The sequence below is a fragment of the Streptomyces sp. MP131-18 genome (assembly GCF_001984575.1).
GTDB lineage: Bacteria > Actinomycetota > Actinomycetes > Streptomycetales > Streptomycetaceae > Streptomyces > Streptomyces johnsoniae.
In genome coordinates this window covers 6,224,007-6,245,415 of record NZ_LZNS01000001.1, presented here as the reverse complement: position 1 = coordinate 6,245,415, position 21,409 = coordinate 6,224,007, and the positions used below count along the sequence as shown (strand labels likewise).

General features: G+C 73.1%; 11 protein-coding genes. 5 read left to right on the top strand and 6 right to left on the bottom strand.

Annotated elements, in window-relative coordinates; all coding sequences use genetic code 11:
* Positions 1–626: polyketide synthase dehydratase domain-containing protein (locus tag STBA_RS28135; protein ID WP_171987801.1), on the top strand; the 626-nt coding region annotated here is incomplete at its 5' end.
* Between the two features lie 88 nt (positions 627–714).
* Here the strand turns inward: STBA_RS28135 and thiO are convergent.
* Genes thiO through STBA_RS28110 form a run of 5 tightly spaced genes read right to left on the bottom strand, consistent with a single transcriptional unit; the run spans position 715 to position 16,780 of the window.
* Entirely contained in the window at positions 715–1,803 is a 1,089-nt protein-coding gene (gene thiO, locus STBA_RS28130; protein ID WP_077061881.1) for a glycine oxidase ThiO, read from the bottom strand.
* The gene (locus tag STBA_RS28125; RefSeq protein WP_077061880.1) at positions 1,800–3,893 is read right to left on the bottom strand and encodes a type I polyketide synthase; all 2,094 of its coding nucleotides are present in this window, start codon (positions 3,891–3,893) and stop codon (positions 1,800–1,802) included. The genes thiO and STBA_RS28125 overlap by 4 nt, the downstream gene beginning before the upstream one ends.
* 29 nt (positions 3,894–3,922) lie before the next feature.
* Positions 3,923–4,486 (bottom strand): FcoT family thioesterase, encoded by a 564-nt coding sequence (locus tag STBA_RS28120; RefSeq protein WP_077061879.1) that lies wholly within the window; start codon positions 4,484–4,486, stop codon positions 3,923–3,925.
* Positions 4,483–15,132, bottom strand: coding sequence for a type I polyketide synthase (locus STBA_RS28115; RefSeq protein WP_077061878.1), 10,650 nt, complete (start codon positions 15,130–15,132; stop codon positions 4,483–4,485). The genes STBA_RS28120 and STBA_RS28115 overlap by 4 nt, the downstream gene beginning before the upstream one ends.
* A gap of 46 nt (positions 15,133–15,178) precedes the next feature.
* Positions 15,179–16,780: an AMP-binding protein gene (locus STBA_RS28110; RefSeq protein WP_077061877.1), complete on the bottom strand. Its 1,602-nt coding sequence runs from the start codon at positions 16,778–16,780 to the stop codon at positions 15,179–15,181.
* A 231-nt stretch (positions 16,781–17,011) separates the two neighbouring features.
* Here STBA_RS28110 and STBA_RS28105 point away from each other — a divergent pair, with 231 nt between their 5' ends.
* Entirely contained in the window at positions 17,012–17,953 is a 942-nt protein-coding gene (locus tag STBA_RS28105) for an ACP S-malonyltransferase (RefSeq protein ID WP_171987800.1), read from the top strand.
* Between the two features lie 29 nt (positions 17,954–17,982).
* Here STBA_RS28105 and STBA_RS28100 read toward each other — a convergent pair whose 3' ends face one another.
* Positions 17,983–18,219 carry an acyl carrier protein gene (locus tag STBA_RS28100; protein WP_077061876.1) on the bottom strand — a complete coding sequence of 79 codons (237 nt, stop codon included), beginning with the start codon at positions 18,217–18,219 and terminating at the stop codon, positions 17,983–17,985.
* A gap of 120 nt (positions 18,220–18,339) precedes the next feature.
* Between STBA_RS28100 and STBA_RS28095 the strand changes: the two genes are divergently transcribed.
* The 3 genes from STBA_RS28095 to STBA_RS28085 all read left to right on the top strand — a co-directional run bounded on the left by STBA_RS28095 (position 18,340) and on the right by STBA_RS28085 (position 21,314).
* Positions 18,340–19,860 carry an amino acid adenylation domain-containing protein gene (locus STBA_RS28095; protein ID WP_077061875.1) on the top strand — a complete coding sequence of 507 codons (1,521 nt, stop codon included), beginning with the start codon at positions 18,340–18,342 and terminating at the stop codon, positions 19,858–19,860.
* A gap of 321 nt (positions 19,861–20,181) precedes the next feature.
* Positions 20,182–20,496 (top strand): hypothetical protein, encoded by a 315-nt coding sequence (locus STBA_RS28090; protein WP_077061874.1) that lies wholly within the window; start codon positions 20,182–20,184, stop codon positions 20,494–20,496.
* On the top strand, positions 20,493–21,314 hold the full coding sequence (locus STBA_RS28085; RefSeq protein ID WP_077061873.1) for a class II aldolase/adducin family protein: 822 nt from the start codon (positions 20,493–20,495) through the stop codon (positions 21,312–21,314). The genes STBA_RS28090 and STBA_RS28085 overlap by 4 nt, the downstream gene beginning before the upstream one ends.
* Positions 21,315–21,409 lie beyond the last annotated feature (95 nt).

Genomic DNA, 21,409 nt, shown 5'->3' with positions numbered 1-21,409 from the left:
GCGAGGCACTGTCCGAGACGGACGCGCACGCCGTGGGGCTGCTCGCTGCCAACCGTGACGAGCCGACCAGCCTGGTGGACGGGCTGGCCCGGGCACACGCGGGTGGTGCCCCGGTGGGCTGGGAGGGGTTCTTCGCGCGACTCGGAGCCCGGGGCGTCGATCTTCCGACCTACGCTTTCCAGCGTCGCCGCTACTGGTTCGAGACCGCTGCGCCCGTCGGGTCCCCGTCCGGCCTCGGTCTGGAGTCCGCTGCCCATCCCTTGCTGGCCACGGCCACCGAACTACCGGACGGCAGCCACCTGTTCACGGGCCGCGTGACGCTGGCCGAGCACCCCTGGCTCAGCGATCATGTCGTGATGGGGACCGTGATCCTCCCGGGCACCGCTTTCATCGAGCTGGCCCTGCACGCGGCTGCGACGGCAGGCGCCGAGGAGATAGCCGAACTCGTGCTGAACGCCCCCATCACCTTCAGCTCTCAGAAGGGCGCTCTGTTGCAGATGATCGTCGGGGCCGAGGAGGCGAACGGAAGCCGTTCCCTCACGATCAGGTCACGTGCGGAGGAGGACCACTCCTGGACCGAGAACGTCACCGGGACGCTCGGCAGCGTCTCCGTGGCGGTCTCCTGACCCACACGGCCAGAAGCCCGGACCGGCGGGCTCAGCGAGTACGGTCATCGCTGAGCCCGCCGTCCGGGCTTCGGTGGGGGTCCGTTCCTCAGCCGAGGCGGCGGGGGCTGAACGGCGCCGCGGAGGCGGGCGGGGTGGTGTCGGTCAGGAGGGCGGTGATGATCTGCGCCGTGATCGGGGCGAGTTGGACGCCCATGCGGTAGTGGCCTGAGGCCAGGTAGACGTCCGGGACGGCAGTGGCGCCGATGAGGGGGAGGCCGTCGGGCGAGCCGGGGCGGAGCCCCACACTGATCTCGCTGAAGCGGAGGGCGCCGACGCCGGGGATGACCTCGGCGGCGCGGGTGAGGAGTTCGCGGGTGCCTTCGGCGGTGGGGGCCTCGTCGTAGCCGCCGTCCTCGTACGTGCCGCCGATGGCCAGTTCGCCGTCCAGGCGGGGCACCAGGTAGAGGGACGTCCCCCTGATGTTGGCGCGGGCGGTCAGGTTGAGGAGCGGCGTATCGGAGTGGAGGCGGACGATCTGGCCGCGGACGGGACGGATTTCGGGGATGGCGCCGGGCGGCGGACCTTCGATCCGGTGCGTCCAGCAGCCGGCGGCCAGGACGAGGCGGTCGAAGGCGGCGGTGTCGCCGTTGCCGAGGGTGACCTGGTGGTCCGTGATGCGGGTGACGCGTTGGCGGACGAGGGTGCCGCCCAGGGCCTGGAAGGCCGTCGACAGCGCCGCGGTGAAGGTCCGCGGGTCGACGGAGCCGTCGTCGGGCGACAGCAGGCCGCCGAGGACGGGAGCGAAGGCCGGCTGGAGTTTGTGGCATTCCTCGGGGGTGAGGCGTTCGGTGCGGACGCCCACCGACTCCTGGAGGGACTGCTGGCGGGCGAGAGCCTGGAAGGCGTCCTCGTCGAACGCGGCGTCCAGTACGCCGTCGCGCCGGTAGCCGGCGGGGGCGAACTCTTCCAGTTCGGCGACGAAGGACGGGATGAGGTTGCGGGAGTCCACGCACAGGCTCAGCAGATCCGGCTGGCCGTAGAGCTGCGCGCTGCCGCCCGGGAGCATGCCCGCCGAGGCGTGGGAAGCCTTGCTCGCCGGCTCCGGGTCGATCACGGTGACGGTGAGCCCTGAGCGCTGGGCGCGCCAGGCGGCGGCCAGGCCGATGACGCCACCGCCGACGACAAGTACGTTCATTTTTCGTTCTCCCGGAGGAGTTGCCGCAGCCGGGAGGCCAGGTCTGCGGGAGTCGGGTGGTCAAAGGCGAGGGTCACGGGTAGCCGTATGCCGGTCGCGGAGGACAGGCGTCGGCTGAGTTCGAGGTTGCCGAGGGAGTCCAGGCCGACGGTGCTGAACTCGCGGTCGGCGACCACCTCCTCCGGGCCGTCGAAGCCGAGGACATCGGCGACCGTGGCGAGGACGAACTCCAGGGCGGCCCGGTCGCGTTCGCCCTCCGGGAGGGCGGCGAGGCGACTGCGCAGCGATTCGCTCGCGGCGGACTTGCCGGCGGGGGCGGACAGGAGGTCGGCGAGGATGGGCGGAACGTCGGTGCTGAGGGCCGACTCGTTCAGCCGGACGGGGGCGAGGAGCGCCTCGTCGGCCGCGAGTGCCGCGTCGAAGAGGGCAAGGCCCTGGTCGGGCAGGAGCGGGGCGAAGCCGGAGTTCTTGATGCGGACGAGTTCGGTGGCGGACAGGCCGGAGCCCATGCCGTCCTCCCACAGGCCCCAGGCGAGGGAGGTGCCGCGCAGGCCGAGGGCGCGGCGGTGGTGGGCGAGTGCGTCGAGGGCGGCGTTGGCGGCGGCGTAGTTGCCCTGTCCGCGGTTGCCGGTCAGCCCGGCGATGGACGAGAACAGGACGAACGCGCAGGCGGGGTCCTTGATCAGGTCGTGGAGGTGGAGTGCGGCGTCGACCTTGGGGCCGAGGACCTGGTCGAGTTTGCGGGGTGTCAGGGTGACGGCGGTGGCGTCGGACACCAGACCGGCGGTGTGGATGACGGCGGACGGGGCGGGGACGGTCCCGAGGGCGTGTTCCAGGGAGGTGCGGTCGGTGGCGTCGCAGGCGATGATGTCGACGCGGGCGCCGAGTGCGGTGAGTTCGGCGTTCAGTTCGGTGGCGCCTGGTGCCTGGGGGCCGCGGCGGCTGAGCAGCACGAGGTGGGTGACGTCGTGCCGGGTGACCAGGTGCCGGGCGATGAGGCGGCCGAGTGCTCCGGTCCCGCCGGTGACGAGGACGGTGCCGGTCAGGGCGGCGCGCCGGGGCGGTGGGCGGCGGACGAGGCGTGGCCGGTGGAGTACGCCCCGGCGGACGGCGAGTTGGGGTTCGCCGGAGGCGATGGCGGCGGTGAGGGCGCGGCCGGATTCCTCCGGGTCGTCGATGTCGACGAGTGCGAAGCGGCCGGGGTGTTCGGACTGGGCGCTGCGCAGGAGTCCCCACACGGCCGCGCCGGGCAGGTCGGGCAGGTCTTCCTGGGGGCGGGTGGCGACGGCGCCGCTGGTGAGGAGGACGAGGCGGGTCTTGTTCAGGCGTTCGTCGGCCAGCCATTCCTGGACGAGCATGAGGGCGCGCTGTGCCGCGGAGCGCACGGGCGAGTCCGCGTCGGTGCAGGCGACGGCGACCACGTCGGGCGCGGGGGTGCCGCCGGTGAGGGCGGAGTCGAGGGACGGCAGCGACGGGTAGGAGTCGAACGCGTGGCCGCTTGACTTCAGTGCGCCGGTGAAGCCGATGTGGTCGGTGCCGAGGAACGCCCAGCGCTGCTGGTCCTGGGAGGCCGGGGGCGGTGGGACGGTTTTCCAGACGGGGCGGAGCAGCCGTGGGCGCTGGGTGGCGGCGTCGAGTTGCCCGGCGGTGACGGAGCGCCTGAGGACGGTGCCGACCGTGGCGACGGGTTCGCCGTCGTCGCCGGTGAGCGCGAGGGTGACTCCGCCGTCCGCGGGAGCGGTGTGGACGCGGACGGAGCGGGCGCCCGCCTTGTGGACGCGCACCCCCCGCAGCACGAACGGCAGGAAGGTGCCTTCCTCGCTGCCGAGGTCCGGCACGAGCGCGGCCTGGAGCGCGGCGTCGAACAGGGCGGGGTGGAGGAGGTAGCCGTCGCCGCTGCTGGTGGTGTCGTCGAGAGCGGCGTCGGCGTAGACCTCGTCGCCGTGCGACCACACGGCGCGCAGGCCGCGGAAAGCGGGGCCGTACTCCAGGCCGTGCTCCGCGAGGCGGCCGTAGAGATTTTCGATGTCGACCTGCTGGGCTCCGTCGGGGAGCCGGGGCCGCTGGGCCGGCCGTTCTGCGTTGCTCATGGTCGCTTCCTTCGCGAGGCCGAGCCGCGTCAGTTCGCGGGCGGGTTGGTGACGGCGGCGGTTACCTCGCCGCTGCTCGTTCCGCCGTGCTCATCCCAGAAGCGGCACCGGGTGCGCATGATGATGAGGGCGTCACGCAGGTCGTTGGCGTCCCATTCGGCCACGTCGACGATGTCGATCTCTCCGCGGAAGTGGCTGCCGTGCATGGCCTTGCGGAAGGTGCTTCTGAAGTCGGTGATGTAGACGTCCGCGAGCTGCCGGGTCCAGAACTGCTCCAGTGACCAGTGGGAGAACGGCTCGACGAGCGACTCCTTCACCATTTTGGCCATGATGTAGTAGGCCATCTGGTTGTAGCAGATGTTGAACTCGACGGCGTTGAAGTGCCCGGTGTCGTCGATGTAGCAGGACTCGGGGATGTGGAAGGTGCAGGCGGCGGTGAGCCGTCCGCCGTCGCGCGGGTCGCCCTGGTGGGTGACGGTCGCCGAGGTGAGGTATTCACACCGTTTGCCCCGGTAAGGGGTCAGCACCTGGTGCAGCAGTTCCTTGTCGAGGGGATAGACACGCTCGTCGGTGCCATCGAGCAGCTGGGTCATGTCGGGTCTCCTGATCGTTGCGCCGCGCGAAGGAGGTCGGCCAGGCTCATGCTCTGGATCTCTGCCTCGCGGCTTTCGAAGTCCTCGTTCCCGCGGGTGTCCTCGTCCTCTTCGGCCGGCTTCGGCTCGCCGAGTCCGAGCTCCTCCAGGAGGTACCGCGCGAGGGCGGACGCGCTCGGATGGTCGAAGACCAGGGTCGCGGGGAGGCGTTCGCCGACGGCCTCGCCGAGGCTGTTGCGCAGCCGCACGGCGGCGAGGGAGTCGAAGCCCATGTCGCGGAAGGAGCGTTCGGCGTCGACTTCGGCGGGACCGGCGTATCCGAGGGTGGCGGCGGCCTGGGTGCGGACGATGTCGAGCAGCACCTGTTCGCGGCGGGCCGGCTTGAGGCGGGTCAGCCGGTCACGCAGGCTGTCGGCGGATTCGGTGGCGGGCGCGGCGGCTTCGACGCTGCGGCGGGCCGGGCCGCGCATCACCAGGTCGCGCATCAGGTGGGGCACGTCGTCGCGGCGCTTCCCGGTGAGGTCGATGCGGACGGGCACCACGAGCGGCAGGTCGAGCGTTCCGGCGGTGTCCAGCAGTTCCAGGGCCTCGCCGGTGGGCAGGGGCACGGCGCCGTCGCGCTGCATGCCTGACAGGGCGGCGGCGTCGAGCACGCCGGTCATGCCGCTGCTCTCCTCCCACAGCCCCCAGGCCAGCGACTGGGCGGGAAGCCCGCGGGCCCGCCGGTGCGCGGCGAGTCCGTCCAGGAACGTGTTGGCCGCGGCGTAGTTGGCCTGTCCCGCGCCCCCGGTGACACCGGCGGCGGAGGAGAACAGTACGAACGCCGTCAGCTCCTGGTCCGCGGTGAGTTCGTGGAGGTTCAGCGCGGCATCGACCTTGGGGCGCAGCACGGCCGCGGTCTTCTCCGGGGTCAGGGAGGAGACGATCCCGTCGTCGAGGACGCCGGCGGTGTGCACGACTCCGGCGAGGGTGCGGCCTGCCAGCGCGTCGGCCAGCGCGTCGCGGTCGGCGGCGTCGCAGGAGATGACCTCGATGCGGGCGCCGAGTCCGGCCAGTTCGCCGGCCAGCGCGGCGGCTTTGGCGGCAGCGGGGCCGCGGCGGCTGGTGAGCAGCAGGTCGGTGACCTGGTGGGTGGTGACCAGGTGCCGGGCGACCAGGCCGCCGAGTGCGCCGGTGCCGCCGGTGATCAGCACGGTGCCCGGCCGGCCGCCGAAGACGGTGGCGGGGGCGCCGGTCCTGGCCCCGGCCACGCGGGCGATGCGCGCCCGGTGGGCGGTGCCGGAGCGGATCGCGATTTGCGGCTCGGTGGTCGCCATGGCCTGGGCGAGGCGTTCCTCGTCGGTTTCCGCGCCCGCTTCGGCGGGGTCCAGGTCGATGAGGACGATCTGGCCGGGGTTTTCCGTCTGTGCGCTGCGGACCAGCCCCCATACGGCGGCCCCGGCGAGGTCGGTGATGTCCTCGCCGTTCACGGACACGGCGCCACGGGTGGCGACGGCCAGTTTGGCTCCGTCGGTCCTGTCCGCCGCCAGCCAGGACTGGACGGCGTTCAGTGCCGCGGCCGTCTCGGCGTGCACGGCCTGGGCGGTGTGGCCGCCAGCGCAGCGGTGGACGACCGTTTCCGGGGCCTGGCCGTCCTGCTGGGCGGGCGTCCAGCGGAGCTCGAACAGCGACTGGTGGGACGCCGCGGTGGGAGCCGGCAGGCCGGGGGCCGCCGGGCGCAGGACGAGCGATTCGACGGACGCGACGGGGCGTCCGTCGGTGTCGGTGAGGCGCAGCGCGACTTCGCCGTCTCCCAGGCGGGTCATCCGCAGCCTGAGCGCGGCGGCGCCGGAGGCGTGCAGGTCGATGCCCGTCCAGGCGAACGGGAGGGTGACCTGCTCGGCGTCGGTGCCGAGCAGCGCGGTGGCGTGCAGTGCCGCGTCGAGCGCCGCCGGGTGGAGCCCGTACCGCGGGGCTTCTGCGGCGGTGGGCTCGGGGAGCACGATCTCGGCGAATACGTCGTCGTCACCGGAGCGCCAGGCGGCGCGCATGCCCTGGAACGCCGGCCCGTAGGTCAGGCTGCCGTCTCCTGGGGCCCGTTCGTAGAAGCCGGTGAGGTCGATGGGTTCGGCGCCGGGCGGCAGCCAGGGCGCGGGGGCAGGTTCGGGGCGGGCGTCGGCGAGGGTGCCGTGGGCATGCCGGGTCCAGGCGCCGTCGACGGGGGCGTCCTCGGGCCGCGAGTGGATGGTGACGGTGCGCAGGTCGGGGCCGACGACGACCTGGACGGCGACGCCGCCGCGTTCGGGAAGGGCGAGGGGCGCTTCCAGGGTCAGCTCCGCCACGCGTCCCCTGCCGACCTCGTCGCCGGCGCGGACGGCCAGTTCCACGAGACCGGCGCCGGGGAGCACGGCGGTGCCGGCGATGACGTGGTCGGCGAGCCACGGCTGGGCGGCGGCGGACAGGCGTCCGGTGAGCAGCACGCCGCCGTCGCCCGCGACCGGCACGGCCGCGCCGAGCAGCGGGTGGCCGGTGGCGACCTGGCCCACGTCGGAGGCGTCGCCGGTGCGTGCGGGGACCCGTAGCCAGTACGACTGGCGCTGGAAGGGGTAGGTGGGCAGGTCGACGTGGTCCGCCCCGGTTCCGGCGAAGAAGGTCTGCCAGTCGACGGCCGCACCGCGCACGTACGCCTCGGCCAGCGAGGTGAGGTAGTCGCGCGGGCCGCCGCTGTTGCGGCGCAGTGTGCCGACGAGCGCGGCGGGCACCCCGGCCTGTTCCGCGGTCTCGCCGATGCCGATGAGCATGCCGGGATGCGGGCTGGTCTCGACGAAGATCCCGAAGCCGTCGGCCAGCAGCGCGCGCGTGGTCTCCTCGAACCGGACGGTGCGCCGCAGGTTGGTGTACCAGTACTCGGCGTCGAGGCCGGCGGTGTCCAGCTGCCCCGCGGTGACGGTGGAGTAGAACGGGACGGACGACGTCTGCGGTGTCAGTCCGGCCAGTTCGGTGAGCAGCCGGTCGCGGATGTCCTCCACGATGGCGGAGTGGGAGGCGTAGTCGATGGGGACGCGGCGGGTCTGGACGCCCTCGGCGTCCAGCCGGGCCCGCAGCTCGGCGAGGGCGTCCAGGTCACCGCAGGCGACGACGGAACGGGGGCCGTTGACGGCGCCGAGCTGGAGGCGGCCGCCCCAGTCGGCCAGGTGTTCCTCGGCGCGCTCGGCGGACAGGGCGACCGACAGCATGCCGCCGCGGCCCCGCAGTTCCTGTCGGACGATCTGGCCGCGGCGGGCGACGACGCGCGCGCCGTCCGCCAGGGAGAGGGCGCCGACTACGCAGGCGGCGGCCATTTCGCCCTGGGAGTGGCCGACGACGGCGGCCGGTTCGATGCCGGCGGCACGCCAGGCTTCGGCCAGGGAGACGTTCACCGCCCACAGCGCCGGCTGCACGGTGTCGTCGGAGTCCAGGGGCGGTGCGCCGGGCGTGCCGCGCAGGACGTCGAGCAGGTCCCATTCGACCCACGGTTCGAGGGCCTTGGCGCATTCGCCGAGGCGCGTCGCGAAGGCGGGCGAGTGTTCCAGCAGGTCCACGCCCATGCCCGGCCACTGGGAGCCCTGTCCTGGGAAGACGAACACGGCGCGGGTGTCGCCGCGGGCCTCGCCCGCGATGACGGAGGCGAGCGTGTCCCCGGCGGCCAGGGCGTCGAGTCCGGTGAGCAGGTCGGCCCGGTCGGTGTGCACGACCACGGCGCGGTGCTGGAGGGCGGCGCGGCCCCGGACGAGTGAGGCGGCGGCGTCGAGTGCGTCCACGTCGTCGTGGTCGCGCAGGTGGGCGGCGATCCGTGCCGCCTGGGCCCGCAGGGCCTCGGGGCTCGCCGCGGACACGGTCAGCGGAACGGCCGGGGGCCGTGCGCCGCGGGGTTGCCGCGGGGCGGCGGGCGGTGCCTCTTCGACGATCACGTGGGCGTTGGTGCCGCTGACGCCGAAGGAGGACACGCCCGCGCGGCGCGGGCGGCCGTCGGGTGCCCACTTCCTCGGTTCGGTGAGCAGTTCGACGGCGCCTTCGCTCCAGTCGATGTGCGGGGAGGGCGTGCCGGCGTGCAGCGTGGCCGGCAGTACGCCGTTGCGCATCGCCATCACCATTTTGATCAACCCGGCGACTCCGGCGGCTGCCTGGGTGTGCCCGAGGTTGGATTTGATCGACCCGAGCCACAGCGGCTCGCCGTCGGGGCGGTCCTGCCCGTACGTCGCCATCAGGGCCTGGGCCTCGATCGGGTCGCCGAGGGTGGTGCCGGTGCCGTGGCCCTCGACCGCGTCGACGTCGGCGGGGGTGAGTCCGGCGACGGCCAGTGCCTGCCGCATCACCCGCTGCTGGGAAGGCCCGTTGGGCGCGGTCAGGCCGTTGGAGGCGCCGTCCTGGTTGATGGCGGAGCCGCGGATCACGGCGAGCACGGGATGTCCGGCGCGGCGCGCGTCGGAGAGCCGTTCCAGCAGCAGCAGGCCCGCGCCCTCGGCCCACCCGGTGCCGTCGGCGGCGGCGCCGTACGGCTTGCAGCGGCCGTCGGCTGCCAGGCCCTGCGCCAGGCTCATCTCGATGAACGTTTCCGGGGTGGACATCACGGTGACGCCGCCCGCGAGGGCGAGACTGCACTCGCCCTGCCGCAGTGCCTGTGCCGCCCAGTGCAGCGCCACCAGGGAGGAGGAGCAGGCGGTGTCGACGGTGACGGCCGGGCCTTCGAGTCCCAGGGTGTAGGAGACGCGGCCGGAGGCGACGCTGCCCATGCCGCCGCTGGCGGTGTAGCCCGCGAGGTCTTCGGGGACTTCGCCGGAACGGGGCGCCCAGTCGTGGTACATGATGCCGGCGAACACGCCGGTGGGGCTGCCCTTCAGGGACAGCGGGTCGATGCCGCCGCGCTCGATGGCCTCCCAGGCGACTTCCAGGAGGAGGCGCTGCTGCGGGTCGACGATCTGGGCTTCGTTCGGGCTGATGCCGAAGAAGGTGGGGTCGAAGTCGGCGGCGTCGTGCAGGAAGCCGCCTTCGCGGGTGTATGTGGTGCCGTGTTTGCCGGGTTCGGGGTCGTAGATCTCGTCGGTGGGCCAGCCCCGGTTGTCGGGGAAGGGGGTGATGGCGTCGGTGCTGTCGGCGACGAGCCGCCAGAGTTCTTCCGGTGTGGTCACCCCGCCGGGGAAGCGGCAGGCCATCGAGACGATCGCGATGGGTTCGTCCGCGGTGGCCCGCACGGTGGCCGGCGGGCGGGAGGCGGCGGGTGCCGCGCCGCGGGCCTTGTCGAGGACGTGCTCGGCCAGGGCCTGCGGTGTCGGGTGGTCGAAGATCAGGGTGGAGGTCAGCCGGAGCCCGGTGGCGGAGCCGAGCGCGTTGCGCAGTTCGACGGCGGCCAGGGAGTCGAAGCCCAGCTCGGTGAAGGCGCGGCGCGGGTCGACCGCGGTGGGGCTGTCGTGGCCGAGGACGGCTGCGATCTGGGCGCGGACCAGGTCGAGGACGAACCGTTCGCGTTCGGCCTCGGGTTTCCCGGCCAGTTGGTCGGCCAGGGCGCCCCCCGCGGCCGCGGCCGCGGCCGCGGCGGCGTGCCGGCGGGCGGGTGCGCGGACGAGGCCGCGCAGGAGGGGCGGAACGCCCTCGGGGCGGGCCCGGAGCGCGGGCCCGTCGATGTGCAGCGGCAGGAGTGCGGGCGCGTCGGTGGTGAGGGCCTGGTCGAAGAGGGCGAGGTTGTCCTCGGCGCTCAGGGCGGGCAGGCCGGATCGTGCGGTGCGGCGGAGGGTGACCTCGTCGAGGCGGGCGCCCATTCCGGCGTCGCCCGCCCACAGGTTCCAGGCCAGGGACGTCGCCGGGAGGCCGTGGGCGGCGCGGTGTCCGGCGAGCGCGTCGAGGAAGGCGTTCGCGGCGGCGTAGTTGCCCTGCCCGGCGGCGCCCAGGGTGCCGGCGGCCGAGGAGAACAGCACGAACGCCGCCAGCGGGAGTTCGAGGGTCAGTTCGTGCAGGTGCCAGGCCCCGTCCGCCTTGCCGCGGAAGACGGTGCGCACCTGTTCGGGGGTGAGGGTGGCGGTGAGCCCGTCGTCGACGACGCCGGCGGCGTGGACGATGGCGGTCAGCGGGTGCCGCTCGGGTACGGAGTCCAGCAGCGCGGCCACGGCGGTGCGGTCGGCGATGTCGCAGGCGGCCACGGTCGCCTCGGCGCCCAGGTCCCTGAGTTCGGCGGCCAGTTCGGCCGCGCCGGGTCCGTCAGGGCCGCGCCGCCCGGCGAGCAGCAGGTGTTTCACGCCGTGGCGGCGGACGAGGTGGCGGGCGAGGTGGCCGCCGAGTCCGCCGGTGCCGCCGGTGATCAGCACGGTGCCGTCCGGGTGCCACGCGGCGGCCCGCGGCTCGTCCCGCCCGTTCCGCTCGTCCGGCTCGTTCCGCTCGTCCGGCTCGGGCACGCGGGCCAGGCGCGGCACGCGCAGCACGCCGTCGCGCAGCGCCAGTTGCGGCTCGTGGGTGGCGAGAGCGGCGCGCAGTTCGCTGTCCGGTACGTCGCGGTCGGTGTCGATGAGGGCGAAGCGGCCGGGGTTCTCGGCCTGGGCGGCGCGCACCAGCGCCTCGACCGGCGCGAGCGCCAGGTCGCCCGCCGCGTTGCGCGTGACGAAGGCCGGCCGGGTGTCGTCGCGCAGCGCGTTCCGGATCAGTTCGAGGACGTGGAGCGTCGCGGCCCGCGCGGCCTCGGCGGGGGCGCCGGGGAAAGTGGCCGGAACGAAGACCAGGTCGAAGTCTCCGGCCGCGGCGTCCGGTTCGGGCGGCGCCTGTATCCCGGTCCACTCGATGCGCAGCAGCGCCCCCGCCCGCCGCCGCTGCGACGGCAGGCCGTCCAGCGGCACGGGCCGCTGGACGAGTGACCGGACGTCCGCGACCGGCGCCCCGGTGGCGTCGGTCAGGTGGATCGAGACCGCGTCCTGGCCGGCCGGGGCGACGTGGGCACGTACGGCGGTGGCGCCGGCGGCGTGCAGTTCGACGCCGAGCCAGGCGAACGGGAGCCGTACCTGTCCGTCGTCCTCGGGCGATTCGACGGCGTGCAGGGAGGCGTCGAGCAGTGCCGGGTGCAGCCCGAACCGGCCGGCCGCCGCGTCGTCGGTGGCGACCTCGGCGAACACCTCGGCCCCGCGGCGCCAGGCGGCGCGCACGCGCCGGAACGCGGGCCCGTAGGCGTAGCCCTGGGCGGCCTGGCGTTCGTAGAAGTCGTCGACGTCGATCGCCTCGGCGCCGGGCGGCGGCCATGCGGTGGAGGCGGGCGCGGCGGCGGCCCGGCCCTCGGCGCCCTCGGCGCCCTCGGCGAGCAGGCCGCTCGCGTGCCGGGTCCAGTTCCCCTCGCTGCGCGCCGGGCGCGCGTGGATGTCCACGGAACGGCGGGCTGTCGCGTCGGGCGGCCCGACGGCGACCTGGATCTCCACCTCCTCGTCCGCCGGCAGCGGCAGCGGTGCCTGGAGGGTCAGCTCGTCCAGAACGCCGCAGCCCGCCTCGTCGCCGGCCCGGACGGCCAGCTCGACCATCGCGGTGCCGGGGACGAGCACGGTGCCCGCGATGACGTGGTCGGCGAGCCAGGGCTGCGACCGGGTGGACAGCCGGCCCGTCAGCACGAGACCGTCGGCTCCGGCCAGGCTGACGGCGGTGTCCAGCAGGGGGTGGCCGATGGTGCCAGGAGCGGTCCCGGCGTCCAGCCAGTACCGCTTGCGCTGGAACGCGTAGGTGGGCAGGTCGATGCGGCGGGCGCCCCGTCCGGCGAAGAAGCGTTCCCAGTCGACGGCCACGCCGCGGGCGTGCGCCTGGCCGAGCGCGGTGAGGGCCTGGCGTTCCGCGCCGTGCCCGTCGCGCAGCAGCGGGGCGAAGGCGATGTCGGCGTCCGGCGCGGCGAGACAGTCACGTCCGGCCGCCGACAGGACGGCGTCGGGCCCCAGTTCGAGGAAGGTGGTGGCGCCCTGGGCCTCCAGCCAGCGCACGCCGTCGGCGAACCGCACCGGTCGGCGCACGTGCCGCACCCAGTAGTCGGCGTCGAACGCGGTGACGGGCTCCCCGGTCAGGTTGGACACCACCGGGATGCGGGGCGGGGCGTAGGTCAGGGACTGGGCGACGCGGCGGAACTCGTCGAGCATCGGGTCCATCAGCGGCGAGTGGAACGCGTGCGAGACGTGCAGCCGACGTGTCTTGCGGCCCTGCCCGGCGAAGTGGGCGGCGAGGTCCGAGACGGCGTCGGCCTCGCCGGAGAGTACGACCGCCGACGGCCCGTTGACGGCGGCGATGCTCACCCGTTCGGTCAGCTGTCCCGTCAGCCGCGCCGCGACCTCCGCCTCCTCGGCCTGGACGGCGATCATGGCGCCCCCGGCGGGGAGTTCGGCCATCAGCCTGCCGCGCGCGCCGACCAGCAGCGCCGCGTCCGCCAGGCTCATCGCCCCGGCGGCGTGCGCGGCGGCGATCTCGCCGATGGAGTGTCCGGCGAGGAGGTCGGGCGTGACGCCCCAGGAGGCGAGGAGCCGGAACAGCGCGGTCTCGACGGCGAAAAGGGCGGCCTGCGCGTACTGGGTGCGGTGCAGCAGCTCCGCCGCCGGCGAGCCCGGCTCGGCGAACAGGACGTCGCCGAGGGGTTGTTCGAGGTGGAGGTCGAGGTGGTCGGCGGCCTCCTGGAGCGCCTCGGCGAACACCGGGAACTTGACGACGAGTTCGCGGCCCATGCCGGGGCGCTGGCTGCCCTGGCCGGTGAAGAGGAACGCGGTCCTGCCCGTCGCCTGCTTGGTGCCCGTGAGCAGTCCTGGCGCGGTGGCGCCCTCCGCGAGAGCCGTCAGGGCGCGGTGCAGTTCTCCGCGGTCGGCTGCGACGACGGCGGCGCGTTCGTGCAGCGCGGCGCGGGTGGTGGCGGCCGAGTACGCGAGGTCGAGCGGCGCGGCGTCGGCCGCGGTCGCGAGCAGGCGCCCGGCCTGGGCGCGCAGGGCGTCCTGCGTGCGGGCGGACAGGACCACCGGGACCGGGCGGTCGTCCGCGGGGTCCGGCGGGGCGGCGGCGGGGAGGGCGGGCGGCTCCTCGATGATGACGTGGGCGTTGGTGCCGCTCGCCCCGAAGGAGGAGATTCCGGCGCGGCGCGGCCGGTCCCCGGCCGCCCACGGGACGGGTTCGGTCACGAGCCGGACGGTGCCCTGCGACCAGTCGACGTGCGGCGTCGGCTCGTCCACGTGCAGGGTGCGCGGCAGCGTGCCGTTCCGCATCGCCATCACCATCTTGATGACGCCCGCCGCGCCCGCCGCCGCGCCGGTGTGCCCGATGTTGGACTTCACCGAGCCCAGCCACAGGGGCTGTTCGGCCGGACGCCCGCGCCCGTAGGCGGCGAGGACCGCCTGGCCCTCGATGGGGTCGCCGAGTGTGGTGCCGGTGCCGTGCCCGTCGACCGCGTCGACCTCGTCGGGGGCGAGGCCGGCGTCGGCGAGCGCCTGGCGGATGACGCGCTGCTGGGCGAGGCCGTTGGGCGCGGTGAGGCCGTTGCTGGCGCCGTCCTGGTTGATGGCGGAGCCGCGCACCACGGCCAGCACCTGGTGGCCGTCGCGCAGTGCGTCCGACAGGCGGGCCAGGACGAACACGCCCGCGCCCTCGGCGAAGCTGGTGCCGTCGGCCGCCGCGGCGAACGCCTTGACCCGTCCGTCGGGGGCCAGGCCCCGCTGCTGGGCGAACGCGGTGAACGTTCCCGGGCTGGAGATCACGGTGACGCCGCCCGCCAGCGCCAGGCCGCACTCGCCGCGCTGAAGGGACCGTACCGCCAGGTGCAGGGCGGTCAGCGAGCCAGAGCAGGCGGTGTCGACGGTGAGCGTGGGCCCTTCGAGGCCGAGGGTGTAGGCGACGCGCCCGGAGAGGACGCTGGGCAGGTTGCCCATCAGTACGTAGGCGTCGAGACCGTCGGGGGCCTCGTGCGCGCGGGGCCCGTACTCGTGCGGCTCCACCCCGATGAACACGCCGGACGGGGTGCCGTGCAGGCGGTCCGGGTCGATGCCCGCCCGTTCGAGGGCTTCCCAGCAGGTCTCCAGCAGCAGCCGCTGCTGGGGGTCCATGGCCAGGGCTTCCCTGGGGCTGATCTGGAAGAAATCGGCGTCGAAGTCGGCCGCGTCCGGCAGGAATCCGCCGCGGCGGGCGTAGGTGGTGCCGGTGGCGGCCGGGTCCCGGCCGAAGAGGCGGTCGAGGTCCCAGCCGCGGTCGGCGGGGAAGTCGGTGATCGCGTGGCTGCCGTCGGCCAGGATGCGCCACAGGTCCTCGGGCGAGGTCACCCCGCCGGGGTAGCGGCAGCCGATCCCGACGATCGCGATCGGCTCGTCCGGCGCCGCCTGGGCGGCCGGCGCGGCGAAACCGGCGGGCTCGGCCGGCTCGTCCGGCCCTGCGGTGCCGTGCAGCACGTTCACCAGGTGCCGGGCCAGGGCCGCGGGCGTGGGGTGGTCGAAGGCCGCCGTGACGGGCAGGTCCACGCCCAGCTCGTCGCCGAGCCGCCGGTGCAGCTGCACCAGGCCGAGCGAGTCCAGGCCCACCGCGAGGAACGGGCGGTCGGCCGCCACGTCGGTGGCCCCGTCCGGGTAGGCGTCGGGATCTATGCTGCGCAGCACGGCGGCGGCCTGCGTCAGCACCAGTTCCAGCATCGCGGCCCTGGACTGCTCGGACATGGGCGTACTCCCTAGTGAAGGGCGGAGCGGCGTCGGAGAAGGTTGGTCAGGACCCGGCGACGAGGGCGGTCAGGGCGGAGCGGTCGACCTTCCCGTTGACGGTCAGCGGGAACTCGTCCACCACGTGCAGGCCGTGCGGCACCATGTAGGCGGGGAGCGCAGCGCGGCAGAAGGCGACGACCTCCTTGGCGTCCGGCCTGGGGGCGCCCGGGGCGTGGGTGACGAACGCGAACAGCCGCTGCTCGCCGTCCGCGTCCGGAAGGAGCATCGCGACGGCGCCGGTGATGCCGGGGAACGCGCTGATGCGGCGCTCCACCTCGCCCAGCTCGACCCGGTTGCCGCGGATCTGCACCTGGGAGTCGACGCGGCCGTGGAAGTACAGCTCGCCGTCCGGGCCCATGGACGCCAGGTCGCCGGACTTGAGCACAAGCTGCCCGGACCTGGGGTCGACCGGGTCGGGGACGATGACGGAGCGGGTGGCCGCCGGGTCGCCCCAGTAGCCGGAGAACAGCGACGGGGTGCGCAGGTAGATCTCGCCGAGCACCCCGGGCTCCTCGACGGGCCGGCCGTCGGGGCCGATGAGCGTCATCTCCGCGCCCGCGACCGCGTGGCCGATGGAGAGGCGTTCGACATCGGGCGGCAGCGGGTTCGGCACGGTCGTGATCGAGGCGGCCATCGACTCGGTGGCGCCGTAGGCATTGGAGAACTCGGCCTCGGGCAGCAGTTCCTGGAGGCCGCGCAGCTCGTCCAGGGGGAAGTTCTCGCCGGAGAACGCGACGCGGCGCAGGACGCCTTCCTTGCCCAGCTCGGCCAGCAGTTCGTGCTCGTGGCGCAGCACCGGGCGCCAGAGCGACGGCACGCCGTGGATCTCGGTCACACCGGTGTCGCGCAGGAACGTCAGGAAGCGGCGGGGCCAGTTGAGCACGCCGCGCGGCACGGGCACCAGGGCGGCGCCGTGGCCGAGTGCGTAACCGATGTCGAACAGCGCGAAGTCGAACTGGAGCGGCGCGGTGCCCGCCACCCGGTCCTCGGCCGTGATGAGTGCCGCGGCCTGCACACCGCGCAGGAACGCGATGACCCCGCGGTGGCTCATGACCACGCCCTTGGGCCGGCCCGTCGTGCCCGAGGTGAAGGTGATGTAGGCGGTGTCGACGGGTGTCACCGTGCGGCGGCGGCGCGGAGCGCGGGGAGCCGGTGGCCGCTCGACGGTGAGGCCGCCGGGGCCGAACCTGGCCGTGCCGACCGTCTCGGGGATGCCGGTGCGCTTTCCGTCCGTGGGCTGGAGGTGGAGGGCGGGCTCGGCGCTGTCGATGATCGACAGGAGCCGCTCGTCCGGGACCTCGGGGCTGGTCGGCACGAACGGCAGCCCCAGCGTGGCGCAGGCCAGGAGCGTCGCCACGGCGTCGGCGTCGGTGTCGGATTCCACGATGACGCGCTCGCCGACGTCGAGCCCGAGCGCGGCCAGGGCCTCGACGATGCGGTCGGTGCGGCGTTCCAGCTCGCCGTAGGTGACCGTTTCCAGGGCACCGCCCGCCGACTGGATCACCGCGGGGCGCTCGGGGGCCGTCCCGGCGGCGGCCAGCAGATACGTGCGCAGGTTGTCCATCGAGCCGTGCGCACGCGCCGGACGCCGTCCATTCGAGCTCATGCGCCACCCTTCCGATTCGAAACCACCCGGCGAATACCGCACCGTTTCTAACAGGGCGCTTTTGCTCGCCACAAGAACCTCCCGCCACCCCCCTAGTGGTTAGGGGGCGTTAGGGGTTATGCCGATAGGTGGGGCCAACAAGACTGGCCGTGAATGGTGGTGCCGTAGGGATCGACCGGCTGGACTTCCGGAATGCACGCGGCGAGTGCAACGAATTGGGAGAGCAAGAATATGTCCGCGATCGTCTTCCCCGGAATCGGACCGGCACAGCTCGCCGACTCGGCGCGGTTCATGACGGCCCAGCCGGTGGCGCGCCGGCTGGTGGCGGAGGCGGACCAGGCGCTCGGCTATTCCCTGATCGACCGGTACCGGGAGGCCGAGGCCCGTGGCGATCAGGGCGCGTTTCCCGAGCCGGCCCGGATCTCGTTCCTGGTGACCTGCCTGGCGCTGGCCGAGTGGGCGGTGGCCGAGCACGGTCTGGAGCCGGTCGCGTGCGCCGGTGCCAGCTTCGGCGGAACGGCCGCGGTGGTGCGGTCCGGGGCGCTGCCGTTCGCGGACGCGGTGGTCATGACCGCGGAGTGGGGCCGCCGGGCGGACGCCTACTTCGCCCGCGAGCACCGCGACATCGTGACCCAGTCCTTCGCCCGGGTCCCGCTGGACCGGCTTGCCGAGATCCGCGGCGAGTTGGACGCGCGCGGCGAGTGGAACGCCGTGGCCTGCCACGTCGACCGGGACTTCCACATGCTGTCGGTGCGCGAGGGCGTACTGGAGTGGTTGCAGAAGCGCCTGCGGGCCGCGGGCGGCCTGCCCCTGTACAGCATGCGTCCGCCGATGCATTCGGATGTGTTCGGCGCGCTGCGGGAGGAGATCGAGTCGGAGGTGGTGGCGGATATCGCGTTCTCCGACCCCGCGATCCCCGTCGTGTCCGACCACGACGGCTCGCTGGTGGAGACCGCGGCGGGGGTGCGGACGATGCTGCTCGACGCGGTGACCCGGCCGGTGCGGTGGCCCCTGGTCGTCGACACGCTCAAGGGGCTGGGGGTCGAGCGGGTGCACGTCACGGGTCAGGACGCGCTGTGGGGCCGGGTGGCGGTCATGACCGACGCCTTCGAGGTGGTGGCGGTGCGGCCGGAGACAGCCATGCGTCCGCGCCGACGCAGTGTGATCGCGTAGCGCGGACGGCAATCGGATCGGCAATCGGATCAGCGCATGGCGGCCAAGGTGTTCCACAGAGTCTCGGGTGTCGCGAAGTTCTCCGCCTGGAGGGCGTCGTCGACGAAACGGATGCCGTACGCCTCTTCCAGCGAGGACATCAGCGCGACCATTCCCATGGAGTCGAGACCGAAGTCGCGCAGGCTCGTGTCGGCAGTGAGTTCATCCTCCGCCTCCATCAAGGAGAGGTGTTTGCGGAGTAGTTGCTCGAACGTTTCGTCCCACATGTGGGCTCCCGTGATTCCTCGGATGTTCACCGAACGGCCGGTGTCGCGGCCAACCTAAGCTCTCCGGCCCGCGGGTCGGCACCCCTACCCACCCTTCCCTTACTGCCTCGGAGGAAGGAAATGACCGAGACATCCGCCCCCGGACACGGGCTGCACGAGCGGTTCCTGCGCGGCCTGGCACGGTCGCCGGGGCAGACCGCGATCCGTGTGGGCTCCGAAAGCCTGACGTATGAGGAGCTGCACGAGCGCGCGCTGCAACGGGCGGGGGAGCTGACGGCCCAGGCCCCGCGGGGGCCGCACGCGGTCGCCGTGCTGGCGGACAAGGGCCTGACCGCGTACGTCGGGATTCTGGCGGCGCTGTACGCGGGGGCGGCAGTCGTGCCGCTCAACCCCCGTTTCCCGGCGGAGCGCACCCGCCGCATGCTGACGACCGCGGGGGTCGGCACGGTCGTCGCCGACCCGGTCGGCAGGGCGGCGCTCGCGGAGACCGAGCTGGACCTGCCCGTGCTGGGCGAGTCCGCGTCCGCGTCCGCAGCCGCCCTGGACGCACCGGCGGCCGTCGGGCCGTCCGACATCGCGTACATCCTGTTCACGTCGGGTTCGACCGGCCGCCCCAAGGGCGTGCCGCTGACGCACGGCGGCAACAGGCACTATTTCGACCTGCTGGACCGGCGCTACGACTTCGGCCCCGGGGATGTGTTCTCGCAGAACGTCGGCATCAATTTCGACTGCGCGATGTTCGAGCTGTTCTGTGCCTGGGGTGCCGGAGCCGCCGTGGACGTGCTCCCCGCCGCGGCGCACCGGGAGCTGGCCGCGTTCATCGCCGAGCGGCGCATGACCGTGTGGTTCTCCGTTCCGAGTCACATCTCGTTCATCCGCGGGATCGGGGGCCTGCGGCCGGGGACGATGCCGACGCTGCGCTGGAGCTTCTTCGCGGGCGAGGCCCTGCTGTGCGACGACGTCGCCGACTGGCAGGCCGCCGCGCCGAAATCGCGGATCGAGAACCTGTACGGGCCGACCGAGCTGACCGTGACGATCACCGGGCACCGCTGGTCTCCGGAGGCGTCCAGGAGCCGGGCGGTGAACGGCGTGGTCCCGATCGGTCCTGTGCACCCCGGGCACGACCACCTGCTGATCGACGGCGAGGGCGAGTCGGCGGTGGAGGGCGAACTGTGCGTCACCGGGCCGCAGATGACGGCCGGTTACCTGGTCCCCGAGGACAACGAGGGCCGCTTCCTGGAGCGGCACGGCCGCCGCTGGTACCGGACGGGCGACCGGGTCAGGCGCCTGGACGACGGCGAGTTGCTGTACCTCGGCCGACTGGACGCCCAGGTGCAGATCCAGGGCCACCGCGTCGAACTGGCCGAGATCGATCACGCCGTGCGGCAGTGCGCGGGCGTGCACAACGCGGTCACCGTGACCCGCCAGGTCGCCGGGGGCGGGCTCGAACTCGTCGTCTACTACACCGGCGACCGCGTCCCCCCGGTGACGCTGCGCCGCGAGCTGTCCGCCCACCTGCCCGAAGGGATGATGCCCAAGGCGTTCCGGCACGTGACGGAGTTTCCGTTGAACGCCAACCGCAAGGTCGACCGGCAGCGGCTGGCCCGCGAGGCGGCCGGGACACCGGAGGGCCCGCCCTGATCGCGCGCCCTTCGCCACCGGCGGCCCACCACGTCGTCGCGCCACTCGATCCGTTCCCCGATCCGTTCCCCGATCCGCTTCATATTCCGTAATAAAGGTCATCGCCGTTCCGCCGTCGCGGTACGGCATATTAAGGCTGACCCCGGACAGGAATTAGTGCGGCTGACGCCGGATCATACCCCCGAGTTCGGCGGGCGAGTTTACCCGGAATTTGCATAGATTGGCCCTTGAGACGCCGATCGGAGCGCTGCTAGACTCACCGCCATTCGGCCAGCGATTTGACCGGATTCCCTTCCGTGCCCATCAGAGGAGCAGCCGACCGTGGGACACAGATATTCTCTTATCCTGGATCGGGAAATCACCGAGCAGGAAGCAGTCACCCTGAAGGAGAAGAGCCAGGCGGACATATCCCTCGCCAGCGACACTCTCCCGACGAATGCCGAAGTCCCGGTTACTCGCATTAGCTTCGAGGACGAGGTCACGCCGACCCTCGCGGAGGCCATTGAGGCCGGCTTCGAGGCCGTGAAGGCGATTCCGGGTCTCGCCGTTCCTGGTCTGCGTGTGCCGGCCCAGCCGGCTGCCGCCGAGGGCGGCGAAGAAGAAACCGCCGAGAAGAAGGTGGAGGTGACCTCATGACCGCACGGGAGTCTCTGTCCATCGAAGGACTGGAGCCGCTTCCGGAGGACCAGCTCTGGCTGAACTACCCTCCGCAGAGCCCTGAGGGCTACCAGGACCCCGAGGAGGAGCGCCGCTACCGCAAGGAGCGCGCCGCCGGATCTCTGCGCCTGTTCGCCCGGCTCGGCTACGACGAGGGTCTGGCGGGCCACATCAGCGCCCGTGACCCCGAGTACCCGGACCTCTTCTGGGTCAACCCGTTCATGATCCCGTTCGGGCAGATCACGGCGAGCGACTTGGTGCTGGTCGACGAGCACGGAAACGTTCTCAAGGGCAAGTACCCGGTGGCCAAAGCCGCGTTCGTCATCCACTCGTCCGTCCACAAGGCCCGTCCCGAGAGCGTCGCGGCGGTCCACTGCCACTCGATGTACGGCAAGGCTCTCTCGGCCACCGACCAGATCATCGAGCCGCTGACCCAGGACGCTTGCGTGTTCTACGGGGACCACGCGACGTTCGACGGTTACGCCGGTCTGGTGGACGACCTGGACGAGGGCAAGCGGCTGGCGGCGGCCCTCGGCGACTACAAGGCCATCATCCTGCGCAACCACGGGCTGCTGACCGTCGGTACGAGCGTGGACTCGGCGGTCTTCTGGTACTACGCGATGGAGAAGGCCGCCCAGGCCCAGATGATCGCGAAGGCGGCCGGGAACGTTACCCCCATCAGCCCGGAGGTCGCCCAGCTCACCTACGAGCAGTCCGGGGGCGAGCTGGCCGGCTGGCTCCAGTTCCAGACGCTCTTCGCGCAGATCCTCCGCGACGAGCCGGACCTGCTCGACTGAGCGCCACCGGGCACCACCCCGCCGGACCGGCCCGAAGCCCGAGCTTCGCGAGCCGAAGCCGGGGAGGGACGGCCGTGCGGCCGTCGTCCCCTGGA